This window comes from Streptomyces sp. NPDC048331, assembly GCF_043201215.1.
Classification (GTDB): domain Bacteria; phylum Actinomycetota; class Actinomycetes; order Streptomycetales; family Streptomycetaceae; genus Streptomyces.
This window is the reverse complement of sequence record NZ_JBICYT010000003.1, coordinates 295967-320627: the sequence shown is the minus strand read 5'-3', so window position 1 is coordinate 320627 and position 24661 is coordinate 295967. Positions and strand designations below refer to the sequence as shown.

The following is a 24661-nucleotide window of genomic DNA, read 5'->3' as shown; positions in this document are numbered from 1 at the left end:
GCCCTACGATCGGCGACCTGCCGGACGCGTCGACCGAGGGGGCCTGAGCCGTGAACTGGCCATGGAAGGCGAAGCCGCCGCGAGGCGGGCCGGGTGCCCGCGCCGAGCAGCCCGCCCGCGCAGAGCAGGCCGAGCGGGCCGAAACGGCCCGGCGGCATGCGATCGAAGAACGCTGGGGAGGTCGGACGGCGGCCTGGGCGGACTGGCTGGCCCGGTCCCCGGCCGGTGTGGACCTGTACCTGTGGTGGCACAAGCAGAACGACCTCGTTCCGCTCGTCGGCGAGGAGCGATACCGCGAACGCCTCGCCGAACTGCTCTCCCGGGCGGCCCCGCGCGATCTCGCGGCCATGGGGCTCGGCTGTTCCCGGCGTGTCGACCGGGCCTGCCGAACCCCCGAGATCTGCGGGCAGGACCCCGAGCCGCGGTCGGACGACCGCCCCTACCGCCGCAGCGGACCCGTCCCGGGGGCGTGCAGCTCCTTCATCGATTGCTACAGCTCGCACGAGATCCGGGTCCGCTTCAGCGACGACGACCGCCACAGCGCGGTGATGCTGCTCCTGGGCGGCCCCGACCGGGCACGACTGTGGGTGGACGGTGTTCCCGTCCTGGAGGGGGAGTGGCTGGACAACGGCGGCCACTGGCTGGACGGGCGGTTCTACGTCATCCGGATCGGCGGCCCGGACGATCATCCCGAGCAGGGGTACACCTCCATCGGCCAATGGCTCTACGACATCGTGTCGCTCCTGGTCTACGACGCCGAGTCGAGGATCCCGCACGTCCTGGTCCCCGGACCCACCGAGAACTGGCGGGACCCGGTCGTCGACGTGCGGGACGGGACGGTCCGCGTCTACGTGGACGAGGGGGCGCAGGCCGCCTCCACCCCGGACCGGGAGTTCCCCGTCCTGGCCATGTGAGGGGCGAGCGGGGCCACGCCGGTCGGTCCGCCGGTCCGCCGGTCCGCCCGCAGGTCCGCCGGTCCGCCGGTCGGTCCGTCGTGTCCCGCGGCCTCGATCAGGTCTTCGGGCCGCCGAAATCGGGCAGGGTGAGCGAGCCGTCGGCGGCGAGGGGGAAACCGGGGTTGTGCGCGACTTCCCAGCAATGGCCGTCCGGGTCCGTGAAAGCGCTGGAGTAGAACCCGATCGCGTTGAGGGCCGCGGGCTTCGTGACGGTGCCGCCCGCCCGCCGTACCGAGGCCAGCACCTCGTCCACCTCGGCCTCGGAGCGGACGTTGTGGGCGAGCGCGATCCCGCCGAACCCGCCGACCGGTCGGGGCTCGACCCCGCAGTCGCGTGCCAGCTCGTCCCGGTCCCACAGCACCAGTGCGAGCCCGCCGGCCTGGAAGAAGACCGTCTTCTCGACCTCTTGCCCCCGCCAGCCCAGGGCCCCGTAGAAACCTTTCGCGCGGGCGAGATCGGAAACCCCGAGGGTGACCAGGGTGATGCGCTGTTCCATGCGAGCACAGTAGAACGCCGGCGGCCGATCAGTCGCCGAAGTAGGCCTCGGCCACCGCGTAGGTGTCCTCGTAGAGGTGATAGCGGGTGATCCGACCGTCCCGGACCGTGGCGTGCAGCGCGAACGCGGTGTCGATGTCCCGGCCGGTCTTCCGGACCTCGGACACCATGCGGCCGAGGAGCACGACGTCGTCGCCCTCGGCGATCACCTGGCGGAGATCGAACTCCTTGGTCCGCACATGGGTCCGCAGCAGGTCGAAGAACGTTCGCATGCCGTCGGGGGAGTCGACCTCGGGAACCCAGGGGATGCCCGGCGGATGCGGGATCGAGAACGACACCGGGTCGGCGAACAGAGCCGCGGCTTCCGCGCTCCTCCCTTCGGCCAGCAGCGGGAACAGGCGTTGTACGGTCTGCGCCGGTGAGGGGGTGGTCATGCCCGTCGACCCTACGCGGGCAGGCGAGCGGATCGGCCGACCGGCGCTCCCGCCGTTTCGTGTCTCAGGAGCCGGCGGATCTCGCGGACCGCGGCGCGGCCCGCGCGGTTGGCTCCGACGGTCGATGCCGACGGGCCGTAGCCCACCAGGTGGATCCGCCCGTCGCGCACGGCGCGGGTCCCCTCGACCCGGATGCCGCCGCCCGGCTCGCGCAGGCGCAGCGGGGCCAGGTGGTCGACGGCCGCCCGGAAACCGGTGGCCCACAGGATGACGTCCGCGTCCACGTGGCTCCCGTCCGCCCAGGCGACGCCGGTGGGGGTGATCCGGTCGAAGACGGGCCGCCGGTCGAGCACGCCCGAGGCCAGACCGGCCCGGACGGCGTCGTTCAGCGGGAGTCCCGTCACGCTGACCACGCTCTGCGGAGGCAGTCCCCGGCGCACCCGCTCGTCCACCAGGGCCACCGCGGCCCGGCCCTCGGCCTCCCCGAAGCTTCCGTCGCGGAAGACCGGGGGCCGCCGGGCCACCCAGGTGGTTCCCGCCGCCACCTCGGCGATCTCCAACAGGTGCTGCACCGCCGAGGTGCCACCGCCGACGACGATCACTCGCGCCCCGGCGAACTCCCGCGGCCCCGGATAGTTCGCGGTGTGCAGTTGACGGCCGCGGAAGGTCTCCTGGCCCGGGTAGCGCGGCCAGAACGGCCGGTCCCAGGTTCCGGTGGCGTTGATCAGGGCCCGGGCCGACCAGATGCCGGCCGAGGTCTCCACGCGCAGCCGCCCCGCCTCCCCCTCGCGTACGGCGGACACGTCCACGGGGCGGCGTACACGCAGGTCGAAGCGGTCCTCGTAGGCGGCGAAGTACTCCCCGACGACCTGCGAGGACGGCCGGAGCGGGTCGGCGCCCGTCAGCTCCATGCCGGGCAAGGCGTGCATGCCGTGGACCTTGCCGTAGGTGAGCGAGGGCCAGCGGAACTGCCAGGCGCCGCCCGGGCGCGGCGCCTGGTCGAGGACCACGTGCTCGATCCCCGCACGGCCGAGGTGGTAGGCGCTGGACAGGCCCGCCTGCCCGGCACCGACGACCACCACGTCCACGTCCACGTCGGCGTTCCACGTCATGTTGTTCACGGTTCTACCAACTTGCGGCGGGCCCCGGATCTTCCCGGGCCACGGCGCCGGCGGGGCGCAGGGTCGCCAGGACCGGATCGGTCGGCTGCAAGGTGAGCCCGGGGAAGACCCCGGCCCGTGTGCTCCCGCTGTCCAGGTGGAACCGCTGCGCCAGTACCGCCAGTACGAGCGCGGCCTCCACCAGCGCGAACCGCGCGCCCAGGCAGGCGCGCGGTCCGCCGCCGAAGGGGAACCAGGCGTGCTCGGGCACCGGCTGCGGGGCGTCCGCGTCCCACCGCTCGGGGCGGAAGGCCTCCGGGTCCGGGAACCAGCGGGCGTCGCGGTGCATCGACCAGGGGCTGGTCCACACCGAGGTTCCGACCGGTATCGGGCGCCCGTCGAGGGTCGCCCCCTCCGTGGCCACCGCCGAGATCAGCCAGATCGGCGGATAGATCCGCAGGGCCTCCTTGACCACCTGCTGGGTCCAGGGCAACCGCGCGTAGTCGTCGTAGGTCGGCAGTCGCCCGCCCAGCACCCGATCGAGCTCATCCGTCAGCCGGTCCCGTGCCGAGGGCGCTCCTGACAGCAGCTGCCAGGCCCAGGTCAGGGTGGTCGAGGTGGTCTCGTGGCCGCCGATGTAGAGGGTGAGGGACTCGTCCCGCAGCTCCTTGCGGGAGAGCGGGCCGCCGGTCTCGTCGCGGGCCGCGAGCAGTCGGCTCAGCAGGTCGTCCCGTTCCGCGCCGGCCGCCGACGCCGCCTCGTGCTCCCGGATGACGTGCTCGATCTCCCGGTCGAGCACCTCCACGGCCTCCCGCATCCGGCGGCGCCCGGGAGTACGTACCCAGGGTGGCAGGAACAGCGTCAGCCCACGGAACTCCGCGCCCAGTTCCCGCTGCGCCGTGGCCATGGCCGCGCTGATGGACCTCTCCCGACCGGCGGCGTCGCTCCCGAACAACGTGCGGACCGCGATCCGCTGGGTGAGTCCGGCCATCTCCCGGTGCACGTCTATCCGTTGCCCCGCGCGCCAGCCGCTCGCCAGGGCGTCCGCGCACTCGACCATGGTGGCGGCGTACGCGCGCACCTGGCGCGGCCGTACGGCCGGCTGGACCAGCGCGCGCTTGCGCCGCCAGTCGTCCCCGGTCGCGACGACCACCCCGTTGCCCAGCAACTGACGGAAGGCCCAGCCCAGTTCCGTCGGACGGAAGGTGGATTCGACGGCCCCGAGCAGCTCGCCCGCGTGCTCGGGTCGGGAGACCAGGATGTTGCGCCGGCGGCCGAGTGCCCAGGGCACCCAGTCCCCGTAGTCGTCGCGCAGGGACTCGAAGAAGGCCAAGGGGTCGCGGGCGAATGCGGGCAGGTTGCCGAGCAACGGCCAGCGGCGCGGTCCGCCGCTCCGGGTGCCCGGGTTCGAGGTCGCGGTCGCGGTCACGCAGGCATGGTGCCGGCCGCCCCCGCGGGCCGCCAGGGATCGGACAGGGTCTGCTCGACGGGATCGGGCTCGGCGTCGTCGACTGATAGTCTGCGCGTAGATAATCTTCGCGTAGATGATCCGGTCGGGGAGGCCACCCATGTGGGAGTACGAGCACAGCATCGAGACCGACGCCACCGCCGAGGCGATCTGGCGGCTCTGGGCGGACGTGGCGAACTGGGGCGCCTGGAACGCCGAGATCCAGAAGATCGAGATCGACGGCCCCTTCGCGACCGGTACGCGGATCACGATGACGCCGCCGGGGGCGGACCCGATCCCGCTGCGCCTCACCGAAGTGATCGAAGGTGAGCTGTTCGTCGACGAGGCGCGCTTCGACGGCCTGCTGCTGCGGACCGTCCACCGGATCGACCCGATCGGCCAGGACCGGATCCGTGTCGTCTACCGGATGGAGATCACCGGCGAGGGTGCCGACGTGATCGGCCCGCAGATCGGTCCGGGCATCACCGCCGACTGGCCCGACACGATGGCCGCACTGGCCGAGTCGGCGCTCCGCTGATGGCGCTCGGCCCCGGCGAGAGCCCCGGGTTCCTGCTGTGGCACGCCACCCTGCGCTGGCAGCGCGACATCACCGCGGCCCTGGCCCCGCTCGACCTGACCCACGTGCAGTTCGTGCTGCTCGCCTGCACCTGGTGGCTCAACGGTCAGGGTGAGCATCCCCATCAGCTGGCCGTCGCCCGCCAGGCCGGCACCGACGTGAAGATGACCTCCCAGGTCCTGCGCGCCCTGGAACAGAAGGGGCTCGTGGCGCGGGAGGTCGACCCGGCCGACGCCCGCGCCAAACGGCTGCGCGTGACCGACGCCGGAGCCGAACTGGCCCCGCGGGCGATCGCCGCCGTCGAGCAGGCCGACGCGGAGTTCTTCCGGCCGGTGCCCCTCGGCGACGCGCTGGCCCTGCTCGGCCGCCTGGCCCGTCCGGAGGACTGAACTCCGGCGCGCGGTCGCCGAGGAGGGGCGCCGGATACCGCCCGACCTACGCGGTCCGGCGCGCCGACAACCACGCGTACGCCGCGTCCGCGCTGAACTGCGGCTGCCCGCCCGGGAAGAGGAGTCCGGCCGAGGCGAAGGCCGGGTCCCGCGCCATGTCCGGGGTGTACGGGACCGCCACGCAGGCCATGCCCGCGGCGCGCGCGGCCCGCGCCCCGGGCGCCGCGTCCTCGACGACCACGCAGTCGGCGGGATCGGCGCCCAGCCGGCGGGCCGCCTCCAGGAACACGTCCGGAGCGGGCTTGCCCCGCGCCACCTCCTCGGCGGAGACCGTCGTCCTCAACAGCCTGTCCAGCCCGGTGCCCGACAGCACCGCGTCGATCGCCTCCAGCGAGGAGCCCGACGCCACCGCCATCGCGACGCCCTCGCCGTGCAGCCGCTCGACGAACGCCCGCATCTGCGGGAAGACCTCGATCCGGGTACGGGCCAGCTCCAGGTAGGCGGCGTTCTGCTCGGCGAGCAGCTGATCGACCGGGGCCTGGATCCCGTACCGGTCCCGCAGGATCTCCAGGGTCTCCCGCGTGCCGATGCCGATGAAGCGGGAGTGCTGCTCCCACGTGAAATCGGGGACCCCGTGCCGCTCCAGGGTGCGGCGGCCGGACTCGTAGTAGTGGGGCTCGCTGTCCACGAGGGTGCCGTCGAGATCGAATATGACAGAAATCATCCGATACGCCCGTCCTACAGGTCGCGTCCTGTTCCGGTCATCCTGTCAGGTTTTGCCTGCATTTCTGCCCACGGATTCGACCAGCGGCAACAAGCGGTGCGGCACCCGCTCGCGCAGCGCCACCTCCGTTCGGGTGCGGACCACGCCCGGGAGCTGGATCAGTCGCTGGATCACGTCCTCCAGATGCCCGTTGTCGCGGGCCGCCACCCGGGTCAGCAGGTCCCCGCCCCCGGTGATCGAGAAGGCCTCGATGATCTCGGGCACGGCGGCCAGCGCGTCCCCCACCTCGTCCAGATGGCCCTGGGTGACCTCGATGTGCACGAACGCCAGCACCGGATGGCCCAGCGCGGCGGGGGAGAGCACCGGCCCGGTGCCGGTGATCACGCCGGTGCGCTCCAGCCGGTCCAGCCGTGCCTGGAGGGTGCCGCGCGCGACGCCGAGGATCCGGGCGTACTCGCGGACACTGGTACGCGGCTGCTCGATCAGCAGGCGCAGAATTCTGGTGTCGAGCTCGTCCACCGCCACGCCCCGACTGTACCAATGGCCCCGTTCACCCCGATGGTTCCTGGCCAGGTGCCCGGTCGGTGTGCAGCGCCGGCTGGTTCCGGTAGAGCAGGCCCACGACCAGCACGATGGCGGCGGCCGGCAGCAGCAGCCATCCCACCGACCGACCGGCCCGCAGCAGCAGCGCCCCGAGGAACCCGCCGGCGAACATCGCCAGGACGGAGAGACCGCGCAGCCGCCAGCCGGCCGTCCGGTACCCGTACAGGTTCTCCCGACCCATGGCCGAAGCCCCGATGAAGGCGGTCATGGACCGGGTGACCAGCGTCGTCGGTACGCCGGGCACGTTCGCCCGCATGATCGTGGTGTTGCGCAGCCCCATCGCCAGGGCCAGCACCACCATCGCCGCCAGATGCCGCACCGTCGGGGCCCCGTACCGGGGAGGCAACCCCCAGCCGATGCCCGCCGCGATCAGGATCAGCCCCGCCTCGGCGAGGAGGCCGATGACGAACCAACGCCTCCCACGGACCTCGGTCACCGACTCCAGGTGCGACCCGCACACCACCCCGACCACGAACGCGACCAAGGAGACCCCGGGCGCCAGCGTCTCCAGTCTTCCCGCCCCGGCCGCCCCGAAGGCCACGAACAGCACATTGCCCGTCTGCATCGCCGTGAAGGCCGGCCCGAGCGCCAGCAGACTCACCGCCTCCACGAGCCCCGTCACCCCGGTCAGTACGACCATCAGCGCGGGCATGTGCGGGGGGAGCAGCGGCGAACCGGCCCTCCGCCCGGCCTCCCGGTTCTCGTCCATGACGCCCGACAGTGACACGCCCGCCCAGGTGCTCCGGCGTCGACATGCCGGAAGGCATAGGGTCCGAAGGATGAGCGACCTGCTGCTGGTGAGGCACGGCGAGACCGCCTGGAGCGCGAACGGGCGACACACGGGGCGCACCGACCTGCCGTTGACCGCGCGCGGCATCGAGGAAGCCATCTCGCTGGCCCCCTTCTTCCGGGACCAGCGGCCCGCCCTGGTGCTGACCAGCCCCCTGCGCCGAGCCGTCGCCACCGCCGAACTCGCCGGGCTCACCGGCGGCCAGGCCGACCCCGACCTGTACGAATGGGACTACGGCGGCTACGAGGGGATCACCACCGCGCAGATCCGGGAGACGACGCCCGACTGGTCCCTGTGGACCCACGGCGTCCCGCCCGGCGACGCCGAGCACCCGGGCGAGAGCGCCGCCCAGGTGGGCGCCCGCGCCGACCGCGCCCTGGCCCGCGTCGCCCCCGTGCTCCGCGCCGGTGGCGGCGACGTGGTCCTCGTCGCCCACGGCCATTTCCTGCGCGTCCTCACCGCCCGCTACCTGCGCCTGGAGCCCGAACACGGCCGCCTGTTCCTGCTGCGCACCGGGACGGTCAGCGTGCTGTCCACCGAGCACGACCTCCCGGTGATCGCGGGCTGGAACACCCGCCCCTGACAGGGCGCCGGACGCGGTCGCCTCGCCTCGCGCGGCGCAGGCGTGTGCGTGACCATTCGTACATGGGTCACGACGCGTACACGGACGAAGGCAGTGCGGGTGCCGGACCGGAGGGCTTGGACGAGAGGCTCAAGGCCAACGCGATCGGGTTCCTCGACGCACTCGTCATCGGCCTGAACTCCACCTCGCCCGCCTACTCCCTGGCCGCCGTCCTCGGCCCGATCGTGGCGCTGGCCGGCATCTACGCGCCCGGCGTGATGCTGGCCTCCTTCGTTCCGATGCTCCTCATCGCCGCCGCCTTCTACTACCTCAACAAGGTCGACCAGGACTGTGGGACGACCTTCTCCTGGGTCACCCGTGCCATGGGCCCCTGGGCCGGGTGGCTCGGCGGCTGGGCCATCGCCATGACGGGCGTCCTCGTCATCGGCTCACTCGCGGACGTGGCCGTGAACTTCGGACTGCTCGCCGTCGGACTCGACAGCTGGGCCGCCAACGCCTGGATCCGCCAAGGCCTCACCGTCGCGGTGATCCTCGCCATGACCGGCATCTGCGTCATCGGCACCGAGCTCTCGGCCCACCTCCAGGACGTTCTCATCCTCGCCCAGGTCTTCTTCCTGCTGGCCTTCGCCGTGGTCGCCATCTACCGCGTCTACGCCGACACCAGCACCCTGGACTCGATCGAGCCGTCCCTCAGCTGGCTCAACCCCTTCGGCGCGGGCGGCGCCGCGCTCACCGGCGGGCTGCTGCTCGGCGTGTTCATCTACTGGGGTTGGGAATCGGCGGTCAACCTCACCGAGGAGGTCGAGAACTCCGCCACCGCGCCCGGCAAAGCGGGCATCTGGTCGACCGTGATCCTCCTGGTCACCTACCTGTCCGTGGGCTTCGCGGTCGTCGCCTACGCGGGCACCGCCTACCTCGCCGAGAACGCGGGCGAGGAGGAGGCCATCTTCGCGGTCCTCGCCCACGAGGTCATGGGCGGTTGGGACTGGGTGGTGCTCCTCGCCGTCTGCACCTCGGCCCTCGCCTCCACCCAGACCACGATCATCCCCGCCTCCCGCACCGCCCTGTCCATGGCCCGCCGACACGCCCTGCCGCACCGGCTCGCGCACATCCACCCGAGGTTCCGCACCCCTGACGTCAGCACGTGGTGGGTGGCCGGCATCGCCATCGGCTGGTACCTCGTCGTCAACCAGATCAGCGAGAACGCGCTCCTGGACTCGCTCACCGCGCTCTCCCTGCTCATCGCGTTCTACTACGCGCTCACCGGCCTGGCCTGCGCCGTCTACTACCGCCGACACCTCCTCGAGAACGCGCACAACTTCCTCCTGATCGGACTCGGCCCGGTGATCGGCGCCGGCCTGCTGGCCTGGCTGCTGGTGGAGTCGATCGGCGACATGTCCGACCCGGAGAACTCCGCCGGCGGAGTCTCCTGGTTCGGGCTCGGCCCGCCGCTGGTCATCGGGATCGGCATCGCGCTCGTGGGCGTGGCCGTCATGTGCTTCTGGCGGGTCCGGGACGGCAGGTTCTGGCAGGAGCGACGCGGCGTCGTCGACCCGGAACTCGTCCACGCCGGGAAGCCCCGGAAACCCTCCTAGGAGCCCCCGATGTCCGTGGTCCTCGGATACGACGAATCACCGGGCGCCGAACGGGCCCTGCAGGTGGCGCTGGAGGTGGCCACCGCCTTCGGCGAGCCCCTCGTCCTCGTCTACGGCGCGGCCGCCCCGGGCCCCACCGGCGAGGAGTCCCGCGCCCACCGCGAAGCCGTCCGCCAGGCGGGCCGCAGCGCGCTCGCGCACGCCGTCGAGGAAGCCGATGCCGCGGGGGTGCCCTCCACGGTCGAGGTGGCCGACGAAAAGCCCGCGCAGGCCCTGCTGGACGCCGCCGAGCGCCACCGGGCCCGCGTCATCATCGTCGGCAGTTGGGGCGACAGCCCGATGCGCGGAGCGCTGCTCGGCTCCACCCCGCACAAGCTGCTGCACCTGTCGCCGATCCCGGTGCTGTGCGTACCGACCGGGCCGGAGGACGCCTGACAGTCGTGGTGCGGCCGGCGCGGCCGGACACCCTCCGGTCCCGGTCCGCCCGTCAAGGCCCGGAGAGGGCGCCTTCGGGCTCGGCCTGCACCGGGGCCCGGCGGCTCACCTCCTCCCCGGCGCGCAGCCGGGTCAGGGCCGGGCTGGTGATCGCCGTCGTCACCAGGGCCATCAGCACCAGCATGGTGAACAGCTGCGGCCCGATGACGCCGAGTTCCAGACCGACGTTGAGCACCACCAGCTCGGTCAGCCCCCGGCAGTTCATCAGGGCACCGATCGACAGGGCCTCCCGCCACGGTCTTCCGCAGGCGCGCGCCGCGCCCGCCGCGCCGCCCCACTTGCCGAGGAAGGCGACCAGGAGGATCGCGGCCGTCCAGAGCCACAGCTCGGGCGCGGCCGTCAGACCACCGATGTCCGTACGCAGCCCCGTGTGCACGAAGAACAGCGGCAGCAGTACGGGCACCGTGAACGCGCGCAGCCGGGCCGCCGAGGCCTCGACGCGCCGGCCGGTGCGCGGGGTGACCACCCCGAACAGGAACGCCCCGAACAGCGCGTGCACCCCGATCAGGTCGGTGGCCAGCGCGGACAGGCTCAGCCCGCTGAACAGCCCCACCAGGACCGCCGCGTCGCCGGCCCGGTCGGCGCGGGCCGACCACCGGGCCAGCAAGGGGCGTACCGCGTACGACATCACCAGGGTGAACGCCACGGCGAGGGAGGCCGTGGTGGCCGCCTCCATCGGGGACCCCGCGGTGGCCAGTGCCACCACCAGGGCCAGCAGGCACCAGGCGACGACGTCGTCCACGGCCGCGCAGGCCATGGCGAGCGCGCCGAGCGGAGTCCCGTACAGGCCCCGGTCGATGAGGATCCGGGCGAGGACCGGAAACGCGGTGATGCTCATGGCCACGGCCATGAAGAGCGTGAACGGCATCCGGCCCACCCCGTCGGGGGCGAACTCGCCGTACATCGCGACCGCGAGGAGCGCGCCCAGGGCCAGCGGCAGCAGCATGCCCGCCTGACTCACGGCCACCGCGACCCGGGTGTGACCGCGCAGGCTCTTCAGGTCCAGCTCCAGACCGACCAGGAACATGAAGGCGAGCAGCCCGAGCTGGCCGAGCACCGAGGTGTACGGCAGTACGGACGGTGGGAAGAGCGCGTGCTGCGCCTGCGGCCAGATCCACCCCAGCAGGGACGGGCCCAGCAGGATGCCGGTCGCGATCTCGCCCACCACCGGGGGCTGGCCGAACCGGCGGCAGACGGCGGCCCCCACCTGGCAGGCCAGGATCACCACCGGCACGGCGACCAGCAGGGCGGGCAGCGGGTCAACGGACGACACGGGTACCTCCCTCGGGCGCGGCCGGCCGCAGTGCGCCGGGCAGGTCGTGACGCGCGGCCGACTGCGCGGCCGGCGGCGGGGCCGTGGCCGCCGCGGACCACGGGGCGTACCGGCGCAGCCCGTAGAGCAGCGGTTCCCGGTCCTCCCGTACGGTCACCCGGCGGGCCTCGGCGAACACGGCCGTGTGGTCCCCGAAGCCGACGGTTCTCACCACGGCGCAGTCCGCGACGGCGTGCGCGTCCGCCGTCAGGTGCGGTCCGCCCGCCCCCAGCGGCAGCCGCCACTCGACGCGGTCGAAACGGTCGGGCGCCCCGGAGGCGAACAGGTCCGAGGTGCCGCGGGCCCCCTCGTGCAGCAGGTTGACGGCGAAGTGGCCCTGGGCGAGCAGCACCGCGAGGGTCGGGCTCGCCGCCCGTATGCACACCACGAGCGTCGCCGGTTCGAGCGCGACGCTCGCGAGGGAGGTGCAGGTCAGTCCGTGCGGCACGGAATCGGAGTCCAGTGTGGTGACGACGGACACCCCGGTGGGGAAGGCGGCCATGAAGGGACGGAGGTCCGTCGGCCGGCCCCCGGCCGACTCGTCCGGTGCGGCGGGGTGGGGCACGGAGCGATGGGGCATGTCTGACTCCTGAGGTGGCTGAAGCAACTGCGGCCCGGCAGCCGGCGGGAGAGCCGTACTGCCGGGCCGTGGGAGCGGTGGGCCTTACGCGCCGTGCAACTGGCGCAGGTAGTCGTAGGCGCTGGGCAGCGTCTCCAGCAGGTTCTGCTGTTGGCGCTTGACCGTGTCGAAGAGGGGTTCCGCACCGGCCACCGAGTCCGGCCGGTGAGCCAGGGAGGGCAGCGGGGCGTCCGGCTCCAGGCCGAGCCCCGCGAAGATGCAGTAGTAGCTGCCGTTGGTCCAGAAGTTACGGAACTCGGCCTCGAAGTTGCCGTAGTACGTCGACTCGTCGGTGATCGGCGAGTTGATGGGCAGACCGGCCTTGTAGGCGGAGATCTTCTGCTGGATGTTTTCGGGGAGGGTCAGCTTCTTGTTGGCCTGCCAGAACGGCGTGTCGTTGCGCGGCGCGTAGAAGAAGTGCGCCTGGATGAAGTCGCGGGTGTCGTCGAACATCACCTCGATCTCGTGGTTGAAGCTGTTGATCAGACCGTCGTTGAAGGTCTTGTCCGGGAAGTGCTTGGCCAGCTGGTAGATCGCGGCGGTGATGAAGTAGATGCCCGTCGACTCCAGCGGCTCCAGGAAGCAGGAGGACAGGCCGATGCTGACGACATTCTTCACCCACGCCCGACGGTTGCGGCCGACGCGGAAACGGATGTGGTTGAACTTCGTCACCTCCGGGTCCAGCCCCCACATGTCCGCGAACTCGCGGGTGGCGGTGTCCTGGTCGGTGAACTTGCTGGAGTACACGTAGCCCGTCCCGAAGCGCCCCAGCATGGGGATCTTCCACGCCCAGCCGGAGGACATGGCGATCGCCGACGTGTACGGCTCCACGCCGTTCGCCTCGTCGTCGTGCGGGACGGCCGTCGCCACCGCGCTGTCGCACAGCAGGTGGTCGCTCATGTCGATGAAGGGCTCCTCCATCGCCTGGTTGATCAGCAGGCCGCGGAAGCCCGAGCAGTCCACGAACAGGTCGGCGTCCAGAGCCAGTCCGCCCTTGGTGTGCAGGGTGGTCACGTAGCCGCGCTCGTCCTGCTCGACCCGCACCATCTCGTCCTGCACGTGGTTCACGCCCTGCTTCTCGGTGCTGAAGCGGCGCAGGAAGTCGGCCACCAGCTGGGCGTCGAAGTGCCAGGCGTAGCGGGTGGCCGGCCGGCCGTCGAGCCAGCGTGGCGCCTTCATCGCGTCCATCACGGGGGGCTCGCGGAAGCAGGCGTAGTCGAACGGCTCGGTGGTGCGGCCCTCGTACTTGCGCTTGAACCAGTAGTGCGACAGCGGGGTCTGGTCGTAATCGGGGAGCAGCCCGAACGGGTGGTAGAAGTGGTCCGGACCGCCGCCCGGCAGCTCACGGGCCGTCGACTCGCCCTGCCCGTCGGTCCGCCAGTTGACGAAGCGCACGGCCATCTTGAAGCTCGCGTTGCACTCCCGCATCCACTCGTCCTCGGCGATGCCCAGGTAGTCGAAGAACGAACGCTGCAGGTTGGGCACGGTGGCCTCGCCGACACCGATGCGCGGGATCGTCGGCGCTTCGAGCACGGTGATGTCGACCGTCCCCTGCAGCGCCTTTCCGAGGTACGCGGCCGTCATCCAGCCGGCCGTGCCGCCGCCCAGGATGACGACCTTCTGAAGCCGGGTGTCGCTGCTGGTCATGAAACAGCCCTCATTTCGGATTCGGCGGTTCGGGTGGTCGTGCTCATCAGTGTCGAAAAGCGCCCTATCACCGCTCTACACCGCTCGGATCCGGCCGTTGTAGGGCCCTTGTAGACCCCCCGGACACACTCCTCGCAGGCAGAGCGGCAGGCTGAAAACCACCGGGAGGACGCGATGACCACCGCAGCGACCGAAACAGCGGGGCCGGCGGTACGGGTCCGCTTCCTGGGCGACTTCGAGTTGACCGTCAACGGCACCCCCGTCCAGCGCTGGCGGGCCGGGAAGGCTCGTGGCCTGTTCCAGTACCTCGCGGTGCACCGCGGCCAGATGCTCACCCGCGACCGGCTCTACGCCTCCCTGTGGCCCGGTGCCGACTCCGCCGCGGGCAGCTCCCTGAAGGTCGCCGCCCACGCACTGCGCCGGGTGCTCGACGCCCACCCCGACCGCCCCGGCGACTCCGGGATCCAACTGGTCTACCGGGACTTCGGCTACGTCCTGCACATCACCGGCCTCTGGTGCGACCTGGACCGCTTCCAGGAACTGGTGCACACCGGCCTGCGCGCCGCCGCGGCCGGTGACGCCCCGCTCGCCCGCACCCGGCTACGGGCGGCGATCGGTCTCTACGGCGGCGAGTTCCTGCGGGGCGAGAGCGCCGACTGGGTCGTCGAACAGCGCGAGTACCTCAGGGCGCTCGCGTTGCGGGCCCTGGGAGCGCTGCGCGCCGACGCCGAGGCCCGCGAGGACTTCGTGGAGCTCATCGAGGTCTGCAAGCGCACCCTCGAGATCGACCGCCACCACGAGGAGACCTATCGCGCGCTGATGGCCGCGCACGGCCGGCGCGGTGAACTCGCGTGCGTCCGGCGCTGGTACGAGCTGTGCGCCCGCCGGATGCGCGACGAGCTGGCCGTGGCACCCGGCCACGAGACCCAGCGGCTGCTGGGCGCCCTGCTCCCGGCCGCCGCGCGCGCCGCTGCCGCCGCTTCCGTCTCCGCCGTCACCGGCGCCCCGCCCGCCAGCGTCCGCGCGCTACGACCGACGGCCCGCCGGGCCGGGACCCCCGCCTGGAGCCCGGAGGTCCGTACGACCGCCCTGGCCCGCCCCGTGCGGCGGGCCAGGCCCGACAACCGGGCCGCGGCCGCCCTGGCCCGTGCGGCCGACCAGGCCACCGCGTGACACCGCCCCAGCTGTTCAGCGAGCCCGTGATCCCGTGACCGAGTGAGGACCCCACCGTGACCGTGCTGACCGTGCCGACCGAGCCACAGGACTCCAGACCCGCCGGGGCCGAGCCCGCCGCGGCACCCCTGCCGCCCCGTTACACCGACCAGTGGATCGGCGGCGCCTGGGTCGCCTCCGACGCCGACGGCCGCCTGGTCGTCACCGACCCCGCCACCGAACGCGCCCTGGCCACGGTGCCCGCGGGCACCGTCCGCGACGCCGACCTCGCGGCGCGCGCCGCCGCGGCCGCCTTCCCGCGCTGGGCCGCCACCCCGCTGCGCGAACGCACCGCGCTGCTGCGCCGGGTCGTCGAGGCCATGGAGGTCCGGGCCGACCGCTTCGCCGAGACCATCACCGCCGAGGTCGGGGCGCCCGCCCGGATGGCCCGCCAGACCCATGTCGGACTCTCGCTCGGCATGGCGGCGCACTGCGTCGAGACCGCCGCCTCCTACACCTTCGAGGAGCGCGTCGGCCATTCGCTCGTCGTGCGCGAGGCCGCCGGAGTGGCCGCGTGCATCACCCCTTGGAACACCCCGCTGCTGCTCACCGTCCAGAAGATCCTGCCCGCGCTCGCGGCCGGCTGCACGGTCGTGCACAAGCCGAGCGAGATCACCCCGCTGCACGCCCGGCTGCTCGCCGAGGCCGTGGCCGAGGCCGATCTGCCGCCCGGCGTCTTCAACATGGTCGTCGGGACCGGCGCCGCCGTCGGCACCGCGCTCGTCACCCACCCGCTGATCGACGTGGCCTCCCTGACCGGTTCCACCCGCGCCGGCCGCGAGGTGTCCGCGCTCGGCGCCGACACCGTCAAGCGCGTCCACCTCGAACTCGGCGGGAAGAACGCGAGCCTCGTCCTCGACGACGCCGACCTGGCCGCGTCCGTGGCCGCCACCGTCGACCAGATGCTCTTCAACACCGGCCAGACCTGCCTGCAATGGAGCCGGCTGCTGGTCCCGAGGGACCGCCAGGACGAGGCCGTGCAGCTCGCCGGAGCGGCCATGGCCGGGTACGTGACCGGCGATCCGCGCGATCCCGCGACCGACCTCGGCCCGCTGGTGTCCGCGGCCGCGTACGCACGTGTCACCGACCACATCCGGCGGGGCATCGAGGAGGGCGCCGGGCGTCTGGTCCGCGGCGGCCCCGACCGGCCCGCCGGCCTGGACACCGGCTACTACGTCCGGCCGACGATCTTCGCCGACGTGGACCCGCTGAGCACGATCGGCCAGGAGGAGATCTTCGGGCCGGTGCTCTCGGTCATCCCCTACGACGACGAGGACCAGGCCGTCCGGATCGTCAACGGCACCCGCTACGGCCTGCACGGCGCCGTCTGGTCCGGCGACGACGCCCGCGCCGAACGGGTGGCCCGGCGTTTCCGCACCGGCCTGGTCGACGTGAACGGCGGTCAGTTCAACCCGGCCGCCCCGTTCGGCGGGTTCAAGCAGTCCGGGATCGGGCGCGAATGCGGCACCGCCGGACTGGAGGCCTTCCTGGAGACCAAGTCGATGCAGCTCCCGCAGGGCGCGGGAGGCCAGGTGGTCGGCCCGCGCCTGCGGGCCACCGCGGCCGCCCGCCCCGCGGACACCGAGAGGAACGACGGATGACCGACCGGCACGCCGAGTCCGCCGGGGCCACCGCCCCGGGCGCACCGGCCGACGACGCACCGCCCCGCGCGGCCCGGGCCGAACCGGGCCCCGCCGAGCCGGCCGCCGCCGCACTCCCGCCGCTGTTCGCCCGCCTGGAACGGTGGACCCGCGAACAGCCGAACGAGACCGCCGTCAAGGCCTTCGACGGCACCCTCACCTACGCGGCGCTCACCGCCCGCAGCGCCCGGTACGCCGCCGCGCTCGCCGGGGCCGGAGTCGGCCCGGAGACGTCCGTCGGGCTGCTGCTCGGCCGGTCCCGGGAGAGCGTGCCCGCCCTGCTCGCCGTCTGGAGCCTCGGCGCGACCGCCGTCCCGCTCGACCCCGCGCATCCCGTCGAGCGCCTCGGCCGCGTCCTGCGCGACGCCGGGGCCGCCGTCCTGGTCGCCACCGAGGTACCCACGGGCCTGGAGCCCGGTGGGACCACCCTGCTGGCCCCCACCGACATCCGCCGCAGCGCCCCAGGGCCGCTCGGGGTGTCCGTACCGGCCCCCGACAGCTGCTCGTACCTCATCTACACCTCCGGAACCACCGGCCGCCCCAAGGGAGTCGAAGTCACCTACCGGGGCCTGGACACCTTCGTGGAAGCCCTCGGCGGCCTCGGGCTGCCCCCCGGCGGGCTCGGCCTCAACGCCGTCTCGCCCGCCTTCGACGGCTGGCTCTGGTGCACCCTGCTCTACCTGACGCACGGCCAGGGGGTCGCCCTGACCGACCTCTCCCTGGACGGGCTGCGCCAGGCCGCCGCCGAGGGCCGCGAGCCGCTCCCCGCCGGCCTGCGCACCGTGTCCCTCACCCCCTCGCTGCTCGCCGCGCACGGGGCCGGGATCGACTCCGCCGAGGTGGTCGTGGTCGCCGGGGAGGCCTGCCCGGCCGCGCTCGCCGAGCGGTTCGCCCGCGGCCGCCGGCTGCTCAACGTGTACGGGCCGACGGAGGTGACCATCGCCGCGACCTGGGCCGACAGCCGACGAGGGGACGACGTGACCACCATCGGACTACCGCTGCCCGGCTACCGGGCCTATGTCCTGGACGAGGAGCTCCGCCCGGTCGCCGCCGGTACCGAGGGCGAGCTCTACCTCGGCGGCCCGGCCGTCGCCCGCGGCTACCGGGGCCGCCCCGGACTCACCGCGAGCCGTTTCCTGCCCGACCCCTTCCAGGGCGGCGGCACCCGCATGTACCGCACCGGCGACGTGGTGGTCCGCCGCCCCAGCGGCGAACTGGAGTACCGGGGACGCCGCGACGACCAGGTGAAGATCCGCGGCCACCGCATCGAACTGGGCGAGGTGGAGCGGATCGCCGCCGAACTCCCCGAGGTCGTCGCCGCCGCCTGCTGCCCGCTCGCCTCGGGGCAGACGCTCGGCCTCGCCGTGGTCGCGGCCCCCGGCGCCGACCCGGCGGGCCTCGCCGAACTGGTCGTGGAACGCTGCCGCAAGCAACTGCCGGCGGCCGCGGTGCCCGGCACCGTGCGGGTGCTCGACCGGATCCCGACCCTCAGCACCGGAAAGGCCGACCGCGAGGCGCTGGCCAAGGCCCTGGCGGCGCCGGAACGGACGCCCGACACCCCGGGGGTGGCCCCGGGCGGCGGACCGACGACGAGCGAGCGCATCGTGATGGCCGTCTGGGCCGACGTGCTCGCCACGGAGATCCCCGGCCCCGAGGCGGACTTCTTCGAGCTGGGCGGCCACTCCCTGGCCGCCGCCCGCGCGGTCGCCGAACTGCGCCGCGTCACCGGACTGCGCGTGGGTCTCGGCGCGTTGCTGGCCGAACCGACGGTCCGGCACTTCGCCGCCGAACTCGACCGGCTCTCCGCCGAGCGGGAGGCGTCCGCCGCCGACCCGGCCGACGACACCGCCGAAGGAGCCTGAACCATGGGCTCCTGGATCTCCACCTGGACCGACGACCCCGCCGACCGGGACCTGCCCGCCCTGCTGTGCCTGCCCCCCGCCGGGGCCGGCTGCCAGCAGTTCCGCCCCTGGCAGACCGCGCTGGCCGGCGCCGCCCAGGTGTACGGAGTACAGCTCCCGGGCCGGGAGAACCGCTGGCGGGAACCGATGCCGGACACCTTCGACGAGGCCGTCGAGGCCATCGCGACCGAACTGGTGTCCACCGTGGGCGACCGGCCGCTGATCGTGTTCGGCCACAGCTTCGGCGGCCTCCTCGGCTACGAGGTCGCCCGCCGCGTCGCCCCGCGGGCCCTGGTCGTCAGCGGCTGCCGGGCCCCCGGCCACTGGGACGGCGCCGGCCGCGGCATCGTCGACGACGGCGAGGAACTGGACAAGCTCTTCGACACGGCCGGTCTCGACCCCGAGCTGCTCGACGAGGACACCCGCGCCCTGATGGTCGCCATGCTCCGCAAGGACGCCCAGCTGTCCCTGAGCTACGTCCACCGGCCCGGCGTCCGCCTCGGCGTGCCCGTCCACGCCTGGGGGGCCGACGGCGACGAGACCGTCACCTCCGCCGACCTGGACGGCTGGGCCGCGATCACCACCGCCGCCTTCACCCGGCACACCACCACGGGCGGCCACCACGCCGTCCTGCGCCACCCGCGGCCCGTACTGGACCAACTGACCGCCCTGCTGCGGGCCGAGGGCGCCGAATCATCCGCCCCCGCACCCACCACGACCGGCGCCTGAGCGCCCGACCGTCCCCACCCGCCCGAGTCCGGAGGACACCGTGCCCACCACCCACCAGGTCCTCGTGAACCACGAGGGGCAGTACGCGCTGTACCCCGCCACACGTGAGACCCCCGACGGCTGGACGCCGGCCGGGTTCGACGGCACCGAGGACGAATGCGCCGGCTTCGTGGACGCCCACTGGCCCGACACCCGCCCGCTCAGCCTACGAGGAGCCTGAGATGGAGTTCGACCTGCTCGACCCGGGCCCCTTCGGCCGCAACGACTTCTGGCCCACCTTCACCTGGCTGCGCGCCCACTCGCCCGTCCACTGGCACCCCGAGCCCGGCAGCGAGGACGGCGGCTTCTGGGCGCTGAGCCGGCACCGCGACATCATGAAGGTCTACGCCGACAGCGACACCTTCAGCTCGGCGCGCGGCATGCGCCTCGGCAGCGACCCGGCCGCCGTCGCCGCCGTCGCCCAGCGCATGCTCATCGTCTCCGACGTCCCCCACCACACCCGCCTCAAGCGGGCCCTCCACCAGGCCTTCGGACCGCAGCAGATGCCGCGCCTGGAGGCCATGGTCGAGAAGGTGGTCGGCGAGCTGGTGACCGAGGCCGTCGAACGCGACGAACTGGACTTCATCGACCTCGCCAAGCAACTGCCCAACCGGGTCGTCTGCGCCATGATGGGCATCCCGCGCGCCGACTGGGCCTGGATCGGGGCCCTGACCACCGACGCCTTCGACTCCCCGGACGACGAGGTCCGCACCAACGCGCACTCGGAGATCTTCCTCTACTTCATCGAGCTGCTCGCCGAGCGCCGCTCCCGCCCCGGCGAAGACCTGGTCAGCCAGATCGCGCACGACACCCTCGTGGACGAGGGCGACGGGGTCGAGCGCCCGCTCAGCGACCACGAGATCGTCTTCAACCTCAACGGCGTCCTCTCCGGGGCCAACGAGACCACCCGCTACTCGGCGGCCGGCGCGGTCCACATGTTCGCCGAACACCCCGACCAGTGGCGGCTGCTGCGCGGCCTCGGCCAGGCCGGCATCGCCCCGGCGGTCGAGGAGATCCTGCGCTGGACCACCCCCGGGGTGCACGCCCTGCGCACCGCCGTCCGCGACACCGAGATCAACGGGATCCCGGTGGCGGCGGGCGCCCGGGTGACGCTGTGGAACGTCTCGGCCAACCGCGACGAGGAGGTCTTCGCCGACCCGCACGCCTTCCGGGTCGACCGCCGCCCCAACCGGCACGTCGCCTTCGGGCACGGCCGGCACCTGTGCCTCGGCGCACGCCTGGCCCGCTTCGAACTCGGCGCCCTGCTCACCGAGATGCTCGGCGCGCTGGACGGCTTCGAACTCGCCGGACCCGTCACCTTCAACTCCTCCAACTTCACCTGGGGGATCAACAGTCTCCCCGTGCGGCTGCTGCGCAGCCGAGCCTTCGCGAAGTAAGAAAGGGCCCGCACTGTGACCACCGCACTCGTCGACTTCAACCGTTCGGACGCCGCCTTCCCCACCACCGGGTATCCGCAGCTCCTCGCCGAACAGGCCGCCCGTACCCCCGGGGCCACCGCGCTCGCGCAGGGCGACCGAAGCTGGACCTACGCCGAACTGGAGGCCGCCAGCAACCGGCTGGCGCACGCGCTGATCGCCCGCGGCGCCGCCGCCGGGGCCCGGATCGGCCTGTGCTACCCCCGGAGCGCCGACTACGTCATCGGCTCCCTCGCCATCCTCAAGACCGGCGCCGCGATCGTCGCCCTGGACCCGGTCAACCCCGACGACCGGCTCGCGGCGATGATCACCGACGCCGCGCCGCTGCTCGTCCTCACCCCGGCCGACCTCGGCCGTCGCATACCCGAGGACGTCCCGCGGGCCGAGGTCGCCACCGCCGGAGCCGGCCTGCCCGACACCGCGCCCACGGTCGTCACCGGCCCCGACACCGTCAGCCACCTCATCTACACCTCCGGCTCCACCGGTACCCCCAAGGCGGTCCTGGAACGGCACGGGGCGCTCACCAACCTCGTGCACTGGACCACCCGCGCCTACGGGGTCCGGCCCGGCGACCGGGCCTCCTGGATGTCCACCCCCGGCTTCGCCGTCCAGATCATGGAGTGGCTCGCCTACCTGCCCGCGGGTGCGGCCATCCACATCCCCGAGGCGGGCCAGGCACAGACCCCCGAGCAGATCCGCGACTGGCTCGTCGGCGAGGGCATCACCCACACGATGCTGGTGGCCGCCCTGGCCGAGCCCGCCTGGGGCCTGGACTGGCCCGCGGACACCGCGCTGCGGATCCTGGTGACCACCGCCGAGCGCGTCCACAGCTGGCCGCCCGTCGACACCCCCTTCCGGGTCGTGATGACCTACGGCACCACCGAGACCACCAACGTCCTGTCCTGCCTCGACCTCGGGGCCGGCGTCGACTTCACCAGCCAGGCCACCTCCGACGAGGTCCGCGCCACCCGACAGGTCCCGGTCGGCGTGCCCATCGCCAACCTCCGCGTCCACCTCCTGGACGAGGACGGGAGCCCGGTGCCCGAGGGCGAGGTCGGCCGGCTGCACGTCTCCGGCGCGGGGGTCGCGGCCGGCTACCACGGCCGCCCCGAGCTCACCGCCGCGAAGTTCCACCCCAACTTCCTCGCCGACGACCCGCACCCGGTGCTCTACGACACCGGAGACCTCGCCCGCCGCCGCGAGGACGGCGCCGTCGAACTCCTCGGCCGCTCCGACTCCCAGGTCAAGATCCGCGGCTTCCGCGTCGAGCTCGGCGAGGTCGAGACGCACATCGCCCGCCTCGACGACATCGCCGAGGCCGTCGTCGTCACCCAGGAGCGCGGCCCCGGCGACAAGCGGCTCATCGCCTACGTGTCCCCGGCCGGCGGGGCCGCACCGGACTCCGCCGCCGTGCGCGCCGAGGTCGCCCGCACCCTGCCCTACTACATGGTCCCCGCCACCGTCGTCGTCCTGCCCTCCCTGCCCCGGCTGCCCAACGGCAAGGTCGACCGGCGCAGCCTGCCCGAGCCCCCGGAGGGCCGCGACGCGGTCGGCGCCGGCTACGAGGCACCCCGTAACGAGGTCGAGGACGGGCTCAGCAGGCTGTGGGCCGAGGCCTTCCGCACCGACGGCGTCGGCATCCACGACAACTTCTTCGAGCTGGGCGGACATTCACTGCTGGCCTTCCAGCTGATCGACGAGATCCGCCGCCGCTACAGCGTCGAGCTCAGCCTCTCCGACCTCTCCACCTGCCCCACCGTCGCCGAACTCGCCACCCTCGTCACCACCGAACGCACGGGCGGCCGCGGTTCCTTCGGCGGACTTCCGGCGATCGTCCCGGACCCCGCCGCGCGCTTCGAGCCCTTCCCGCTCACCGAAAGCCAGCAGGCACTGTGGATCGGCCGCGGCGGCCTCGTCGAGCTCGGCAACGTCGGCTGCCACGGCTACTTCGAGTGGGAGAGCGAGAAGCTCGACGTGCCCCGCTTCGAGGGCGCCTGGCGCCGGCTCGTCGAACGCCACGACGCCCTGCGCACCCGCGTCCTGCCCGACGGCACCCAGCAGGTCTTCGAGGAGATCCCGGCCTACGAGATCCCCGTCACCGACCTCGGTGACCTCGACGAGGAAGCCCGGCGGACCGAACTGGCCGCGCTGCGCGAGCGGCTGTCCCACCAGGTCCTCGACGGTGACGCCTGGCCGCTGTTCGACGTACGGATCAGCCTGCTCGGCGGCGGCCGGGCCCGCATCCACCTCTGCCTGGACTTCCTCGTCGCCGACGCCTGGAGCTACTTCCAGGTCCTCATCCCCGACCTGGTCACCTACTACGTGGAACCCGGCGCGGAACTCGATCCGCTGGAGCTGACCTTCCGCGACTACGTGCTCGCCGTCGGGAACTCGCTGCGCGACAGCGAGCTGTACCGCCGCTCCGAGTGGTACTGGCGCGACCGTCTCGCCACCCTCCCGCCCGCCCCCGAACTGCCCGAGCGCCCTGCCGACGCCCCCGAGCTGCCCGTCCGCTTCGAGCGCCGCAGCCACGTCGTCGCCCCCGAGCGGTGGAGCCGGATCCAGGAGCGCGCCCACGCCCGCGAGGTGACCCCGTCCGGAGTCCTGGCCGCCGCCTACGCCGAGATCCTCGGCCGGGCCGCCGGACAGGCCCGGTTCACCATCAACTTCCCGCTGTTCAACCGCCTTCCGCTGCACCCGCAGGTCAACTCGTTGCTCGCGGACACCACGACCACCCTGCTGCTGGCCGTCGAGCAGACGGACAACACCTTCGCCGGACGGGCCCAAGCCGTCCAGCGCCGGCTCTGGGCCGACCTGGAGCACCGGTACTTCAGTGGGGTGCAGGTGCTGCGCGAGCTGACCAAGCTGCGCGGCTCTCTCGCCCCGGCCATGCCCGTCGTGATGACCAGCCTGGCCGGCCACCCGCCGCAGTACGAGGAGACCGAACTGGGCGCGCCCGTCTACGGCATCTCCCAGACCCCGCAGGTCTCCCTCGACTTCCAGGTCTTCGAGAAGCCCGACGGCCTCACCTTCAACTGGGACTTCCTGCCCGCCGTCTACCCGGACGGGCTCATCGACGCGATGTTCGAGGAGTTCACCGCGCTGCTGGACGCCCTCGCCGAGGACGAGATCTGGGAGCGCCACTCCCCGCCGCCCGGCGAGGAGAGCGCCGCCCCCGTCACGACCGAGGAGCGCGACACCGGCGACGCCTGGGAGCGGTACTGGGCCGGCATCCGGCGCACCGGACGCGGCGGTGACGTCATCTGGGACGCCGACAGCGGCGAGGAGTTCCACTGGCTGCTCGACCAGGCGCGGCGCCACTTCCGCGACGGCCTGCCGGTCATCGACCTGGGCTGCGGCAACGGCCGCTACAGCCGCGAGCTCGCCCCGCACTACCCCTCGGTCATCGGCGTCGACGTCTCGGCCAGTGCCATCGACCACGCCAAGCGCGAGGCCGAGGGCGTGCCGAACGTCGACTACCTGGCGATCGACATGACCGACGCCGAGCAGGCCGCCGTTCTGGGGGAGGGGCCGTACAACATCTTCGTCCGCGGCGTCTTCCACGTCCTGGACGGTGAGGCCCGGGCCCGGCTCGCCGCCGTCGCCGACCGCCTGCTGGGGGACGAGGGCACCCTGATCGTCCACGAGCCCGACTACTCCAGCAACTCCTTCGGCTACCTCGGCTTCGTCGGCGGCAAGCGCGGCCGCGCCGAGGACCTGGTCGGCCCGTTGGAGGCGGCCGGTGTCCGGCACTCGCACCGCTTCACCCGGCCCGAACTGGCCGAGGCGTTCGGCGCGGACGGGTGGGAGGTCGTCGAGGACGAGGCGATAGAACTGCACGCGATCGACCCGCGGTCGGACTCCGACGCCCTGCGGCTGCCCGGCTACTACGCGGTGCTGCGCCGCAAGCGCTGACGACCGCACGCTCCGGTCCGGCT

Annotated in this window: 22 protein-coding genes and 1 pseudogene; 13 read left to right on the top strand and 10 right to left on the bottom strand. The window is 73.0% G+C overall.

Annotated elements, in window-relative coordinates; all coding sequences use genetic code 11:
- Positions 1–50 precede the first annotated feature (50 nt).
- Positions 51–914, top strand: coding sequence for a hypothetical protein (locus tag ACGFYY_RS07435; protein ID WP_393707542.1), 864 nt, complete (start codon positions 51–53; stop codon positions 912–914).
- A 97-nt stretch (positions 915–1011) separates the two neighbouring features.
- Here the strand turns inward: ACGFYY_RS07435 and ACGFYY_RS07430 are convergent, their stop codons facing one another.
- Genes ACGFYY_RS07430 through ACGFYY_RS07415 form a run of 4 tightly spaced genes read right to left on the bottom strand, consistent with a single transcriptional unit; the run spans position 1012 to position 4414 of the window.
- Positions 1012–1452: a VOC family protein gene (locus ACGFYY_RS07430; RefSeq protein ID WP_393707541.1), complete on the bottom strand. Its 441-nt coding sequence runs from the start codon at positions 1450–1452 to the stop codon at positions 1012–1014.
- 28 nt (positions 1453–1480) lie between these two features.
- Positions 1481–1885 carry a nuclear transport factor 2 family protein gene (locus tag ACGFYY_RS07425; RefSeq protein WP_365266380.1) on the bottom strand — a complete coding sequence of 135 codons (405 nt, stop codon included), beginning with the start codon at positions 1883–1885 and terminating at the stop codon, positions 1481–1483.
- Between the two features lie 11 nt (positions 1886–1896).
- The gene (locus ACGFYY_RS07420) at positions 1897–2997 is read right to left on the bottom strand and encodes an FAD-dependent oxidoreductase (protein WP_393707540.1); all 1101 of its coding nucleotides are present in this window, start codon (positions 2995–2997) and stop codon (positions 1897–1899) included.
- Between the two features lie 13 nt (positions 2998–3010).
- Positions 3011–4414 (bottom strand): cytochrome P450, encoded by a 1404-nt coding sequence (locus ACGFYY_RS07415; protein WP_393707539.1) that lies wholly within the window; start codon positions 4412–4414, stop codon positions 3011–3013.
- 139 nt (positions 4415–4553) lie between these two features.
- Between ACGFYY_RS07415 and ACGFYY_RS07410 the strand changes: the two genes are divergently transcribed.
- Positions 4554–4970 (top strand): SRPBCC family protein, encoded by a 417-nt coding sequence (locus ACGFYY_RS07410; RefSeq protein WP_393707538.1) that lies wholly within the window; start codon positions 4554–4556, stop codon positions 4968–4970.
- Positions 4970–5398, top strand: coding sequence for a MarR family winged helix-turn-helix transcriptional regulator (locus ACGFYY_RS07405; RefSeq protein WP_393707537.1), 429 nt, complete (start codon positions 4970–4972; stop codon positions 5396–5398). Before ACGFYY_RS07410 ends, ACGFYY_RS07405 begins: the two co-directional genes overlap by 1 nt.
- 46 nt (positions 5399–5444) lie before the next feature.
- On the opposite strand, the gene ACGFYY_RS07400 is transcribed toward ACGFYY_RS07405, so the two are convergent.
- From ACGFYY_RS07400 to ACGFYY_RS07390, 3 genes are read right to left on the bottom strand one after another with little or no spacing between them, the layout of a single operon-like run.
- Positions 5445–6122, bottom strand: coding sequence for an HAD family hydrolase (locus ACGFYY_RS07400; protein ID WP_393707536.1), 678 nt, complete (start codon positions 6120–6122; stop codon positions 5445–5447).
- A 45-nt stretch (positions 6123–6167) separates the two neighbouring features.
- The gene (locus tag ACGFYY_RS07395; RefSeq protein WP_301372899.1) at positions 6168–6647 is read right to left on the bottom strand and encodes an Lrp/AsnC family transcriptional regulator; all 480 of its coding nucleotides are present in this window, start codon (positions 6645–6647) and stop codon (positions 6168–6170) included.
- Between the two features lie 25 nt (positions 6648–6672).
- Positions 6673–7434: a YoaK family protein gene (locus tag ACGFYY_RS07390; RefSeq protein WP_393707535.1), complete on the bottom strand. Its 762-nt coding sequence runs from the start codon at positions 7432–7434 to the stop codon at positions 6673–6675.
- Between the two features lie 70 nt (positions 7435–7504).
- Here ACGFYY_RS07390 and ACGFYY_RS07385 point away from each other — a divergent pair, with 70 nt between their 5' ends.
- The 3 genes from ACGFYY_RS07385 to ACGFYY_RS07375 all read left to right on the top strand — a co-directional run bounded on the left by ACGFYY_RS07385 (position 7505) and on the right by ACGFYY_RS07375 (position 10128).
- Positions 7505–8098: a histidine phosphatase family protein gene (locus tag ACGFYY_RS07385; RefSeq protein WP_393707534.1), complete on the top strand. Its 594-nt coding sequence runs from the start codon at positions 7505–7507 to the stop codon at positions 8096–8098.
- Positions 8099–8160: 62 nt separating this feature from the next.
- The gene (locus ACGFYY_RS07380) at positions 8161–9693 is read left to right on the top strand and encodes an APC family permease (RefSeq protein WP_393707533.1); all 1533 of its coding nucleotides are present in this window, start codon (positions 8161–8163) and stop codon (positions 9691–9693) included.
- Positions 9694–9702: 9 nt separating this feature from the next.
- Positions 9703–10128 carry a universal stress protein gene (locus ACGFYY_RS07375; protein WP_365266355.1) on the top strand — a complete coding sequence of 142 codons (426 nt, stop codon included), beginning with the start codon at positions 9703–9705 and terminating at the stop codon, positions 10126–10128.
- Positions 10129–10180: 52 nt separating this feature from the next.
- On the opposite strand, the gene ACGFYY_RS07370 is transcribed toward ACGFYY_RS07375, so the two are convergent.
- The 3 genes from ACGFYY_RS07370 to ACGFYY_RS07360 all read right to left on the bottom strand — a co-directional run bounded on the left by ACGFYY_RS07370 (position 10181) and on the right by ACGFYY_RS07360 (position 13766).
- Positions 10181–11461 carry a cation:proton antiporter gene (locus ACGFYY_RS07370; protein WP_393707532.1) on the bottom strand — a complete coding sequence of 427 codons (1281 nt, stop codon included), beginning with the start codon at positions 11459–11461 and terminating at the stop codon, positions 10181–10183.
- Positions 11448–12080 (bottom strand): flavin reductase family protein, encoded by a 633-nt coding sequence (locus tag ACGFYY_RS07365; protein WP_393707531.1) that lies wholly within the window; start codon positions 12078–12080, stop codon positions 11448–11450. Before ACGFYY_RS07365 ends, ACGFYY_RS07370 begins: the two co-directional genes overlap by 14 nt.
- Positions 12081–12164: 84 nt before the next feature.
- Positions 12165–13766, bottom strand: a complete 1602-nt coding sequence (locus ACGFYY_RS07360; protein WP_393707530.1) for a tryptophan halogenase family protein — start codon at positions 13764–13766, stop codon at positions 12165–12167.
- 174 nt (positions 13767–13940) lie between these two features.
- On the opposite strand from ACGFYY_RS07360, the gene ACGFYY_RS07355 reads away from it, so the two are divergent.
- The 7 genes and pseudogenes from ACGFYY_RS07355 (at position 13941) to ACGFYY_RS07325 (ending at position 24638) form a co-directional block, all read left to right on the top strand.
- Entirely contained in the window at positions 13941–14939 is a 999-nt protein-coding gene (locus ACGFYY_RS07355; protein ID WP_393707529.1) for a BTAD domain-containing putative transcriptional regulator, read from the top strand.
- A gap of 128 nt (positions 14940–15067) precedes the next feature.
- Entirely contained in the window at positions 15068–16579 is a 1512-nt protein-coding gene (locus ACGFYY_RS07350) for an aldehyde dehydrogenase family protein (protein WP_393707637.1), read from the top strand.
- The gene (locus ACGFYY_RS07345; protein ID WP_393707528.1) at positions 16576–18480 is read left to right on the top strand and encodes a non-ribosomal peptide synthetase; all 1905 of its coding nucleotides are present in this window, start codon (positions 16576–16578) and stop codon (positions 18478–18480) included. Before ACGFYY_RS07350 ends, ACGFYY_RS07345 begins: the two co-directional genes overlap by 4 nt.
- 3 nt (positions 18481–18483) lie before the next feature.
- Positions 18484–19248, top strand: a complete 765-nt coding sequence (locus tag ACGFYY_RS07340) for a thioesterase II family protein (protein WP_393707527.1) — start codon at positions 18484–18486, stop codon at positions 19246–19248.
- A 37-nt stretch (positions 19249–19285) separates the two neighbouring features.
- Positions 19286–19468: pseudogene (locus ACGFYY_RS07335) on the top strand (MbtH family protein); the annotation flags it as partial.
- Between the two features lies 1 nt (position 19469).
- Positions 19470–20684: a cytochrome P450 gene (locus ACGFYY_RS07330; RefSeq protein ID WP_393707526.1), complete on the top strand. Its 1215-nt coding sequence runs from the start codon at positions 19470–19472 to the stop codon at positions 20682–20684.
- Positions 20685–20699: 15 nt separating this feature from the next.
- On the top strand, positions 20700–24638 hold the full coding sequence (locus tag ACGFYY_RS07325) for an amino acid adenylation domain-containing protein (RefSeq protein WP_393707525.1): 3939 nt from the start codon (positions 20700–20702) through the stop codon (positions 24636–24638).
- The last annotated feature ends 23 nt before the right edge of the window (positions 24639–24661 follow it).

Excerpts from the sequence above, each read along its gene's own strand:
- ACGFYY_RS07430 (WP_393707541.1), bottom strand. The coding sequence starts at position 1,452 with ATGGAACAGCGCATCACCCTGGTCACCCTCGGGGTTTCCGATCTCGCC.
- ACGFYY_RS07425 (WP_365266380.1), bottom strand. The coding sequence starts at position 1,885 with ATGACCACCCCCTCACCGGCGCAGACCGTACAACGCCTGTTCCCGCTG.
- ACGFYY_RS07420 (WP_393707540.1), bottom strand. The coding sequence starts at position 2,997 with ATGACGTGGAACGCCGACGTGGACGTGGACGTGGTGGTCGTCGGTGCC.
- ACGFYY_RS07410 (WP_393707538.1), top strand. The coding sequence starts at position 4,554 with ATGTGGGAGTACGAGCACAGCATCGAGACCGACGCCACCGCCGAGGCG.
- ACGFYY_RS07405 (WP_393707537.1), top strand. The coding sequence starts at position 4,970 with ATGGCGCTCGGCCCCGGCGAGAGCCCCGGGTTCCTGCTGTGGCACGCC.
- ACGFYY_RS07400 (WP_393707536.1), bottom strand. The coding sequence starts at position 6,122 with ATGATTTCTGTCATATTCGATCTCGACGGCACCCTCGTGGACAGCGAG.
- ACGFYY_RS07390 (WP_393707535.1), bottom strand. The coding sequence starts at position 7,434 with ATGGACGAGAACCGGGAGGCCGGGCGGAGGGCCGGTTCGCCGCTGCTC.
- ACGFYY_RS07385 (WP_393707534.1), top strand. The coding sequence starts at position 7,505 with ATGAGCGACCTGCTGCTGGTGAGGCACGGCGAGACCGCCTGGAGCGCG.
- ACGFYY_RS07380 (WP_393707533.1), top strand. The coding sequence starts at position 8,161 with ATGGGTCACGACGCGTACACGGACGAAGGCAGTGCGGGTGCCGGACCG.
- ACGFYY_RS07375 (WP_365266355.1), top strand. The coding sequence starts at position 9,703 with ATGTCCGTGGTCCTCGGATACGACGAATCACCGGGCGCCGAACGGGCC.
- ACGFYY_RS07365 (WP_393707531.1), bottom strand. The coding sequence starts at position 12,080 with ATGCCCCATCGCTCCGTGCCCCACCCCGCCGCACCGGACGAGTCGGCC.
- ACGFYY_RS07360 (WP_393707530.1), bottom strand. The coding sequence starts at position 13,766 with ATGACCAGCAGCGACACCCGGCTTCAGAAGGTCGTCATCCTGGGCGGC.
- ACGFYY_RS07355 (WP_393707529.1), top strand. The coding sequence starts at position 13,941 with ATGACCACCGCAGCGACCGAAACAGCGGGGCCGGCGGTACGGGTCCGC.
- ACGFYY_RS07345 (WP_393707528.1), top strand. The coding sequence starts at position 16,576 with ATGACCGACCGGCACGCCGAGTCCGCCGGGGCCACCGCCCCGGGCGCA.
- ACGFYY_RS07340 (WP_393707527.1), top strand. The coding sequence starts at position 18,484 with ATGGGCTCCTGGATCTCCACCTGGACCGACGACCCCGCCGACCGGGAC.
- ACGFYY_RS07330 (WP_393707526.1), top strand. The coding sequence starts at position 19,470 with ATGGAGTTCGACCTGCTCGACCCGGGCCCCTTCGGCCGCAACGACTTC.